The organism is Flavobacterium columnare NBRC 100251 = ATCC 23463 (assembly GCF_002530675.1).
Lineage (GTDB): Bacteria > Bacteroidota > Bacteroidia > Flavobacteriales > Flavobacteriaceae > Flavobacterium > Flavobacterium columnare.
Window position 1 is genome coordinate 18,892 of record NZ_PCMX01000067.1, and the last position, 10,607, is coordinate 29,498.

At 30.0% G+C, this 10,607-nt stretch carries 8 protein-coding genes and 1 pseudogene; all 9 read left to right on the forward strand.

The annotated features are described in order from the left end of the window. Positions 1-5 precede the first annotated feature (5 nt). The gene (locus B0A78_RS09800; RefSeq protein WP_065213343.1) at positions 6-1,160 is read left to right on the forward strand and encodes a glycosyltransferase; all 1,155 of its coding nucleotides are present in this window, start codon (positions 6-8) and stop codon (positions 1,158-1,160) included. Further along, entirely contained in the window at positions 1,157-2,059 is a 903-nt protein-coding gene (locus B0A78_RS09805; RefSeq protein ID WP_173668579.1) for an NAD-dependent epimerase/dehydratase family protein, read from the forward strand. The genes B0A78_RS09800 and B0A78_RS09805 overlap by 4 nt, the downstream gene beginning before the upstream one ends. Before the next feature lie 5 nt (positions 2,060-2,064). Next, a complete protein-coding gene (locus B0A78_RS09810) occupies positions 2,065-2,613 on the forward strand; it encodes a sugar transferase (protein ID WP_065213341.1) in 549 nt (182 codons plus the stop codon). Positions 2,614-2,623: 10 nt separating this feature from the next. Beyond that, complete coding sequence (locus B0A78_RS09815) at positions 2,624-3,229, forward strand: sugar transferase (protein WP_065213340.1); 606 nt, start codon at positions 2,624-2,626, stop codon at positions 3,227-3,229. A gap of 10 nt (positions 3,230-3,239) precedes the next feature. Beyond that, positions 3,240-4,361 (forward strand): aminotransferase class I/II-fold pyridoxal phosphate-dependent enzyme, encoded by a 1,122-nt coding sequence (locus tag B0A78_RS09820; RefSeq protein WP_081279002.1) that lies wholly within the window; start codon positions 3,240-3,242, stop codon positions 4,359-4,361. 45 nt (positions 4,362-4,406) lie between these two features. Continuing rightward, entirely contained in the window at positions 4,407-6,356 is a 1,950-nt protein-coding gene (locus B0A78_RS09825) for a polysaccharide biosynthesis protein (protein WP_097609636.1), read from the forward strand. Between the two features lie 3 nt (positions 6,357-6,359). Further along, the gene (locus B0A78_RS09830) at positions 6,360-7,136 is read left to right on the forward strand and encodes a polysaccharide biosynthesis/export family protein (protein ID WP_014166565.1); all 777 of its coding nucleotides are present in this window, start codon (positions 6,360-6,362) and stop codon (positions 7,134-7,136) included. A gap of 7 nt (positions 7,137-7,143) precedes the next feature. Beyond that, positions 7,144-9,525 (forward strand): GumC family protein, encoded by a 2,382-nt coding sequence (locus tag B0A78_RS09835; RefSeq protein WP_097609637.1) that lies wholly within the window; start codon positions 7,144-7,146, stop codon positions 9,523-9,525. A gap of 409 nt (positions 9,526-9,934) precedes the next feature. Beyond that, positions 9,935-10,607: pseudogene (locus B0A78_RS14900) on the forward strand (IS256 family transposase); the annotation flags it as partial.

Genomic DNA, 10,607 nt, shown 5'->3' on the forward strand with positions numbered 1-10,607 from the left:
TTAAAATGAAAATAGCCTTAGTAATCACTGATTATGGTAGCTTTAATAATTTTTTAGGAGAAGTTGCTAGAGATTTTGTCTTAAACAATAACGAAGTATTTGTAATCTGTGACCGTAAAAAAGTGATTAATTATGAAGATAGATTTCCTTATGAAGAATTAGGGATTAGATTTCATTTTGTAAATTTTTCAAGGAATTTCAGTATTATTTCGAAGATAAAAACTTCCTGTGAGATAAAAGAAATATTGAATATAATAAAGCCTGATTTAGTCAACTTACATTTTACTTCTGGTATTTTTGTTTCTCTTTTAACAGGTAGAATTAAATTTAAAACAATAGGAGTTTTTCATGGTTTGGGTTTTCCTGTAATTAAAAATACATTAAAAAGATTAATATTTAAAAGAGTTGAGTTTTTTTGTTTTAATAGATTAGACCAAATAGGATTAATTAATGATTTCGATTATCAGCTCGTAAAAAAATATTACCCTGAGAAGACTTTTAAGTATAAATCTTTTGGGGTTGGATGTGATTTGGATAAATTTGATAAGCAAAAATTTTCATTAGATAATATCGCCCAAATTAAAGCAGATTTGAATATTCCCAATTCGTCTTTTCTTATAATGTATACAGGTAGATTTGTTTATTTCAAAGGTTTTGATTTGGTTGTTAAGGCGATGAAATATATTGAAGAGGAATTGGGAGAGGATACAATTAAATTGGTTTTGGTAGGAGGTAAAGACGATGCGCATGTTACAGGACTTACTCCTAAAGAAGAGGCTTATTTGCAAAGCACTGAAAATATAATAAATATTGGTTTTACTTCAGAAGTCGAAAAATATTTAGCTATCGCGGATTTATTTGTATTTCCAAGTAGTAAAGAAGGTATGCCGGTTTGTATCATGGAGGCTACCGCGATGGGGGTTCCAGTCATTACATTAGATTCAAGAGGATGTAATGATGTAATAAAAAATAATTTTAATGGTGTTTTGTTGAATGAAATCTGTAGTCATATCGATTTGGCAAAGGTAATTTTGGATTTACAGTTAAATCATGATAAATTAGATATTTTTTCCAAAAATGCTTTGAATTTTAGAGAAAAATTAGATAGGAAAAATTTTATCTCTGAAAGTATATCCATTTTTAAAGAAAATATATTATGAAAATTATAATGACAGGAGCTGGTGGATTTGTTGGTCAGAATCTTTTCGGATATCTTCAGAAAAATAATTTTGAAATTCAAACATTGTCTTTAAGAAAGTCAAATTGGGATCAAATTATTCATAAAACAGCTAATGCCATTGTACATTTAGCAGGTAAAGCTCACGATACCAAAAATACTAGGGAAGCCACCGAGTATTTCAATGTAAATACAGATTTAACTATTCAGTTATTTGATGAATTTCTAAAAAGTGACATTCGGGATTTTATTTATTTTAGTAGTGTTAAGGCTACTGCTGATATTGTAGAAGGTGTTTTAAATGAATATCATGTATCTGCCCCCCAAACCCCATATGGGCAATCTAAACTAAAAGCTGAGGAGTATCTATTATCAAAAGAACTTCCTAAGGGTAAAAGATTGTTTGTGTTAAGACCTTGTATGATTCACGGGCCGGGTAACAAGGGAAACTTGAATTTATTATCTGAAGTTGTAAATAGAGGAATACCCTATCCATTAGGTTTATTTAATAACGAACGTTCTTTTTTGTCTATAGATAATTTGAATTATATCATTGAAAAGATATTGAATGATGATACGATTAAATCAGGAGTATACAATTTAGCAGATGATGAGTTTGTATCAACAAATCGTTTGATTGAAATTATAGCGGATATCCAAGGAGGTAAAAGTAGAATCTGGAATGTATCAAAAAGAACCATTAAATACATAGCTAAATTAGGTGATTATTTAAGGTTGCCTCTGAATTCTGAACGTTTACAAAAAATGACAGAAAATTATAGGGTCTCAAACAAAAAAATAAAACAAGCTCTAAACATAGAAAAACTACCGTTTACAGCAGAAGAAGGTTTAAGAAAAACAATACAAAGTTTTAAAAAATAAATACTATGACACGCTTTTTTGATTTTATATTTTCATTACTAGGCATACTTTTTTTATGGCCTTTTGGGGTAATATTGTATGTTATAGGGTTGTTTGATACAGGTAAACCTGTATTTATCCAACAACGAGTGGGTAAAAACAAAAAACCTTTTAATTTATTGAAGTTTAGGACAATGAATGTAAATGCAAAATCAGTTGCATCTCATTTGGCTAATCAAAGTGATGTGACAAAATTTGGTGCCTTTTTACGAAAATCAAAGTTGGACGAATTACCTCAATTACTAAATGTATTGAAGGGAGATATGAGTTTGGTGGGGCCAAGACCTAATTTGTTTAATCAGACCGAGTTGATTGAAGAAAGAGAAAGGTTAGGAGTGTATAATTTCTTGCCTGGTATAACGGGTCTTGCTCAAATTAACGAAATTGATATGTCAACCCCAAAAAAATTAGCGGAGGTAGATGCTGAAATGTTAAAAGAATTAAGTGTAAAAGATTATTTTCGTTATATTTTGGCTACTGTTGGAGGTAAAGGGCAAGGAGATAGAATTAAATAAAATTTTTTAGGTGTACCGATTTTTTTTTAAACGATTATTAGATATTATAGGAGCAATTATACTGTTGTTGTTTGTTTTGCCTTTTGGAATTTTATTGTGTATTGTTTTATATATTTTGTTTAAAAAAAAACCGTTTTTCATTCAAAAAAGATTAGGAATGAATGGAGTCGAATTTGATATTTATAAATTTAAAAGTATGTCTGATGAGAAAGATCAAAATGGATTTTTGCTTCCAGACAAAGTTAGGATGAATCGTTTTGGGGAATTTCTTAGAAAAACGTCAATTGATGAGCTGCCTCAATTGATAAATGTTCTCAAAGGAGATATGAGTTTAGTTGGTCCAAGACCGATGTTGCCTCATTATATGCAGCTTTATAACGAATTTCAAAAAAGAAGAAATGAAGTTAAACCTGGTATCACGGGACTTTCACAAGTTAAAGGGAGGAATCAGCTACCGTGGTTAAAAAGATTTGAATACGATGTCTTTTATGTGAAAAATATATCTTTTTTTTTGGATTTAAATATTATATTTAGAACTTTTATTATATTATTTAGACAGGGAAAAAAAAGTGAACAGTCAGATAGACCAACTGTAGAATTTGAAGGTAATAAATAAAACTTATGTTTTGAAAAAATACGATATATTTCTTTCTACATCTCACCTTAGTGGACACGAAGATAAATATGTTTTTAATTCGAGTAATTGGATTAATTTTAAAGGTGATAACGTTTCTGATTTTGAATCAGATTTAGAGAGTTATTTTGAAGAAAAAGTATTTGTTGCTGCCTTAAGTTCAGGAACAGCCGCTTTACATTTAGCTTTAATTCTTTTAGATATTAAAGCAGGTGATGAAGTAATTTGTCAGAGTATGACATTTTCGGCTTCAGCAAACCCTATTGTATATCAAGGAGCAATTCCTATTTTTGTAGATAGTGAATCTGAAACTTGGAACATGTGTCCAATTGCTTTAGAAGAAGCTATAAAAGATAGAATTTCTAAAGGGAAAAAGCCAAAAGCAATAATAGCGGTTCACTTATATGGAATGCCGTACAAGCACGATCAAATAAAAGCAATTTCTCAAAAATATCAAATTCCTGTTGTAGAAGATAGTGCAGAAGCATTAGGGAGTTCCTATAGAAAACAAAAATGTGGAACATTAGGAGATATTAGTATACTGTCTTTTAACGGTAATAAAATTATTACAACTTCTGGAGGGGGAGCGTTGGTGACAGATGATATAAGTATTAAGCAAAAAGCAGTATTTCTTTCGACTCAGGCTCGTGATGATGCACCTCATTATCAGCATAGTCATATAGGTTATAATTATAGAATGAGTAATGTTTGTGCGGGTATAGGACGTGGGCAAATGGAAGTCTTAAACAAACATGTTGAGTTGAGAAGAGAGATGAATCAGTTCTATAAGGCATTCTTTGTAAATATTCCAAATGTAATTGTTTTAAGTGAGCCAACGGACAATTTTTATTCAAATCACTGGTTAAGTGCGGTCCTATTAGAGTCTTATGAACAAAGAGAAGCACTCCGTTTAGCTTTTGAAAAAGCAAATATTGAAACAAGACCACTCTGGAAGCCTATGCACCTTCAGCCAATATTTAAATCATATCCTTATTACGGAGCGAGAATATCAGAGGATTTATTTGAAAGAGGTTTATGTTTGCCTTCAGGTTCTAATTTGACAGAAAGTGAAAAAGAGAGAATTCTCTCGGAACTTCAATTATTTTTTCGGTAATTTGTAGCCTGAAAAAACTAAATTAAAAATAATGTTCTTTAAGAAGTGAGAGAGTACTTAAATAAAAAAATTAATAATAAAATTCTGTCTAAAATTGACTTAAATAATGTAGGTTATTTGCCTAGATGGTCTGTTCTTTTTTTAGATATTCTAGTAATTAGTTTTGCTACGGCATTAACCTATTATTTATTTAAAGGAATTAATCTTAAATTTATAACAACGCAATACGAAGGAATTAAAATTCCCTTATATTTTTTCGTTAATATTTTCTTCTTTTGGATATTCAAAACGTATTCAGGTATAATTAGGCATTCTTCTATAGTAGATGCTGTTAAAATTTTTTTTGCACAATTTTTTGCTTTTTCATCATTAGTAATAATAGATGCTTTTAGTAAAACTTTTTTTTCCGTAGATTTATATTTTACGACTGCCTTGTTAGTAAACTCTTTTATAGTTTTTTGTTTACTTTTTTTTTATAGAGTTTTTGTCAAAAAAGTATTTGAAATATATTTTTCTAATATTTTAGTAGGGAAACAAGAAATACTACTTATCTATGGCTCAGATGCGAATGCTATAGCCGTGGCAAATGCTCTATTGTCAGAAATACCGAAACGATTTCATATAAAAGGTTTTATAGACAAGTATCAATCTAATGATTCTAAAAGAGCATTGGGGCTGCCTATATTTTGTGTTAGAGAAAATCTTTCGAATTTATTTGAACAAAATAATGTGTCAGGTTTAGTTATTGCTGATAAGAGTTTAACAAGAGAAGATCAAATCCAACTCGTAGATGAATGTTTAGAATTAGGGATTAAAGTTTTTACAGTGCCTCTTGTTACAGATTGGGAGAATCAAAAAGAAATTTCAAAAAAAATTAAGAGTTTTGAGATAGAAGATTTATTAGATAGGAAGCCAATAGTTTTAAATAATAAAGCGATTTCTAGTACACATACCAATAAAACGGTTTTAATTACAGGTGCGGCAGGTTCTATAGGAAGCGAAATAGTTAGACAAGTAATAGATTTTAAACCCGATGTATTGTTATTAATAGATCAAGCAGAAAGTCCTTTGCATAACCTATTAATTGAGTTAGATAAATATGATACATCTTCTATTAATATTATTGCTAAGGTCGCTGATATAAGAGATAAACAGCGTTTGGAAATATTGTTTAAAAAATACTTGCCTAAAATTGTATACCATGCAGCAGCATATAAGCATGTGCCTTTGATGGAGGAAAATCCATCCCAAGCAATATTTGTTAATGTAATGGGAACTAGTAATTTGGCTGATCTAGCAGTTCAATATCAAGTAGATCGTTTTGTAATGGTTTCAACAGATAAAGCTGTAAATCCGAGCAATGTAATGGGGGCAAGTAAACGAATTGCAGAAAAGTATGTTCAATCATTACATTTTGAATTATTAAAAAAGAATATCAAAACAACAAAATTCATTACAACTCGTTTTGGAAATGTTTTAGGATCTAATGGTTCTGTGGTTCCTTTGTTTACAAAACAAATTTCAGAGGGAGGTCCAGTAACTATTACCCATAAAGACATAATTCGATATTTTATGACTATTCCTGAAGCTTGTCAACTTGTCTTGGAGGCAGGAACTATGGGGAATGGAGGAGAAATCTATATCTTTGATATGGGAAAACCTGTTAAAATTTATAGTTTGGCAGAAAAAATGATACGATTAGCAGGTTTAATACCTAACGTAGATATTAAAATAAAAGAAATAGGGCTAAGACCTGGTGAAAAATTGCACGAAGAATTATTGAAAGACGATTCAAAAACCTTGCCTACTCATCATGAAAAAATATTAGTCGCTCAGGATATGATAGAAGATTATAAATGTGTGAAAGAAAATATTCAATTATTGATTGATACTACATTTAACTATTCTAATAATGATATAGTAGGATATATGAAAATGATCGTGCCAGAATTTAAAAGTTTAAATTCGGATTATGAAATTTTAGATAAAAATTGATATATGAGAGGTAAAATTTATTTAATTATTTTTGGAATAATTTCTTTTTTTGTATTAGGATGTTCGCAACAAAAAAAGATAGCGTATTATTCGGATTTATCTAATAATTCGAATTTTGAAAGTGTAGTGTTTTTTGAACCTAAAATACAACCCGATGATTTGTTACTAATTACAGTTTCTGCTCCAGATCCTGAGGCAGCAGCTCCGTTCAATTTAGAAAGTACCACGGCACCCAATGTTAATAATCAAGGAGCACCCGGTCAGAGACAGCAACAATTGTATTTGGTAGATCAAAAAAACCAAATAGAATTTCCCGTTATAGGAACTTTAACTTTTGGAGGATTAAAAAAAGAAGAAGCAATTAATTTATTAAAGAATAAATTAAAAATGTATATAAAAAATCCTATTGTTAATATTCGTATAATGAATTTTAAAGTAAGTGTTATAGGAGAGGTTGTAAAACCAGGTAGTTTTAATGTAATTAGTGAACGTATTACACTGCCCGAAGCTTTAAGTTTAGCGGGTGATTTGACCATCTATGGAAAAAGAGAAAATCTTTTATTAATAAGAGAAAATGAAGGGAAGAAAACATATCATAGAATTGATTTAACGAAGTCTGATTTTATGAACTCACCGTATTATTATTTGAAGCAGAACGATCTAATTTATATAGAACCTAATAGAGCAAGAGCTAATGCCTCTACATTTAACCAAAATATACCCGTTTGGATTTCGTTGAGTTCTGTTCTTATATCACTAGTACTATTGTTTAAAAAATAATGATAAAATGCAAAATAATTTCATGCCCCAAGAAGAAAATATTAGTGAAATAAATATAAAACAGATACTAAATAAATTTTTGATAAATTGGTATTGGTTTGTTGTCTTAATCATGCTGTTACTATGTCTAACAAAAGTTTATTTACGTTATGCAACATCTATATATAAAGCATCTACTACGGTATTAATAAAAGATAAAGAATCAGGAGGTTTGGCATCTGAGCTTTCTGCTTTAGAAGATATTAGTGGTTTTGGAGGAACTAAAAATAAGATTGATGATGAAATTGAAATCTTAAAATCTAGAAACATTATAAGAAAAACCTTGTTGTCAGGCGGATTTAATATAAATTATTATGCTGTTGGGAGGATTAAGACTACGAATGTTTATGGAAAGAGTCCCATAAAATTCTTCTTTGAAAATAAAGAAAAGATAGATTTAGACACAACTCTTCTAGTAGAATTAAAAGGCGTTAAAAAATTTCTATTGTATAGCCAAAATAAAGATTTAATAGGAGAATATCGTTACAATCAGATTATAAAAACTGCAAGATTGGGTAATTTTATTGTAGAGAGAACACCTGTTTATAAGGATGATGGAAAGCTAAAATATAATCAAGAAGGAACGTATCAGGTAACTATAAAAGATCTGGATAAAGAAATTAGTAGCGTTCAAAAAATGATTTCTGTTCAACCACTCAATAAAAAAACAAATGTAGTGGAAATTACTTTTACAGATCCAGTACCTCAAAGAGCCATTGATTTCTTAGATAAGCTAGTAGTAAACTATAACCAAGATGCTATTCTTGATAAGAATTTAATATCAGAGAAGACTGCAAAATTTATTAATGATCGTCTAGCTATCGTTACAGAAGAATTACAAGGAGTTGAGCAAAATATAGAAAGATATAAAAAGAATAACGAGCTTACCGATATTTCTGCTGAGGTAGAATTGGATTTAAAAACAGCATCTATGTTTAATACAGAGAAAGTTTCTGTTGGAACTCAGTTGTCTGTTATCAATATGATGATTGCTCAATTGAAGAGTGATAAGACAGATGTTTTGCCTATAAATTTAATTCCTTCTGATAACGCATCAGCAGCTGGGTTAATCAATGAGTTTAATATGTTAGTGATTGAACGCAATAGATTATTAAAAAGTGCAACATCGGATAATCCGAATATAGAGAAATTAAATGATCGTATTTTAACTTTAAAAGGGTCTATAGCTCAAAGTTTATCGAAACAAAAATCAGCTTTAGAGCTAAAAAACAACGATTTATTAGGGGAACGTAATTTATTAAATTCAAAATTAAATAAAGTTCCTAAGCTAGAAAGAGAATATAGAGGTATATTTCGCCAGCAACAAATAAAGGAAGAATTATACCTGTATTTATTCAAAAAAAGAGAAGAAACAGCAATTACACTGGCTGCTACAGCCCCTAATTCTAAAATAATAGATAAAGCTTATGCTTCTGAAGAAGCTATTTCTCCCAAGCCTTTGATTATTTATTTCATGGCAATTTTAATAGGTTTATTAATACCTAGTTTAATTATTTATTTAAGAGATTTATTAAATACAAAGGTTGAGACAAAAGCAGATTTAGATAAGTTAGGAATACCATTCCTTGGAGATGTACCTCATTCCGATTCGCACGAAGAAATTATTCAATTAGAAAGTCGTTCAAGTGCGGCCGAAGCAATGCGTATTGTACGAACTAATCTTGAATTTATTTTAAATTCAAAAGTAGAAACTGGGGCTAAAACGATTTTTTTAACTTCTACTTTACCTGCCGAAGGAAAAACTTTTGTTACAGTAAATCTTGCGGGTACTATAGCACTAACAGGTAAAAAGGTTTTGTTAATAGGATTGGATATTAGAAATCCTCGTTTAGACGATTATTTACAATTACCTAATAGAGGGGTTACTAATTATCTTACAACTATTGATACAAAAATAGAAGATTATATAGTTAAATTGCCTAATTATGATTCTTTTGATGTTCTTCCAGCAGGTGTTATTCCTCCTAATCCTGCGGAACTATTAATGAGTCAAAAATTAGAGAAAATGTTTGATTATTTAAAAGAAAAATATGATTACATAGTAGTTGATACAGCTCCTGTAAGTTTAGTGACAGATACCTTACTTATTGCTAAAAATGCTGATGCCTTTATTTATGTAGTTAGAGCTAAATATTTAGAAAAAGAATTATTGAAAATACCAAGTTCTATTTACAGAGAAGGGAAATTACCAAATATGTCTATGGTATTGAATGATACCGATGTAATAAATGGATACGGATACGGATACGGATACGGATACGGATACGGTCAAGAAGTAAGGCAGAAAACGTTCTGGGAAAAATTTAGAGATCTATTTGTCATAAGGTAAAATAATAAGACTTCTACCTAATATTAACAATAATGAGCTCGATATTGTATCGAGCTCATTATTGTTAATATTAGGTACAATAGACTCATTCATAATTTGGGTTTAAATCTATTTTTAGTGATATTAGTTCAAAATACCACTGGTAATAAAGAATCCAATTTTAAAATTTTTCAAAATTGGATTTTTTTATGTTTTTTTAATTGTATTCGGCTTACTTCTGAATCTGCCTAAAAACACGGATACTGTACAAAAAAAGTGTGTAAAGAATTTTTTGTAATTTTAAAATTATGAACCATTAAAATTTACAATTATGGACTTTACACACGCTCAAATTTCGGAATTATTATTGGAAGTTGCAAATTCAGAAAATGGAACGAATTTATTAATGCAAATGACCTTAGAGACCTTTATGAAGTCAGAACGGGTATTGCATCCGCTAGAAAATCCCACGGATTATGCAAATGGATTTAGAACTAGAACTACTAATGGTTTTGGCAAAGAAATGGTTTTAAAGGTACCAAGAACACGAAGAGGTACCTTTTATCCAGCATTGCTTGGAGTTCTAAGAAATGAGGATGAAGAGCATCGAAAACTCATTTTTAGTCTTTATAGAAAAGGTTTAACAACAGAGCAAGTAAGCGACGTTTATGAAGAACTTTACGGTAAAGATTACAGCAAGCAGCAGATAAGTTACTTGATGAGAGTAAAAAAGAAATTGAATTATGGCTTAAAAGAGACTTAGAAGAACATTATTTAGTACTTTATATTGATGCTACTTTTGTTTATACAAGGCGAGATGATTCGGTTAAGAAAGAAGGCTATTTCACAATTTTAGGCATTAAAGAAGAAGGAACAAGGGAGGTTTTAACAATTGTAAATCATCCCACAGAAGGAGCTTTATTGTGGCAACAAGAGTTGGAGAGCTTAAAAACAAGAGGTGTAAAAAGTATTGGATTAGTGGTCTCTGACGGCTTAACATCTATTGAAAACGCTAGTGCAAAAGTCTTCCCTAATGCCAAACATCAACTCTGTGTGGTTCATTTTAAACGAAATATATTAGCTGTTTTTCCACGAACAAAACG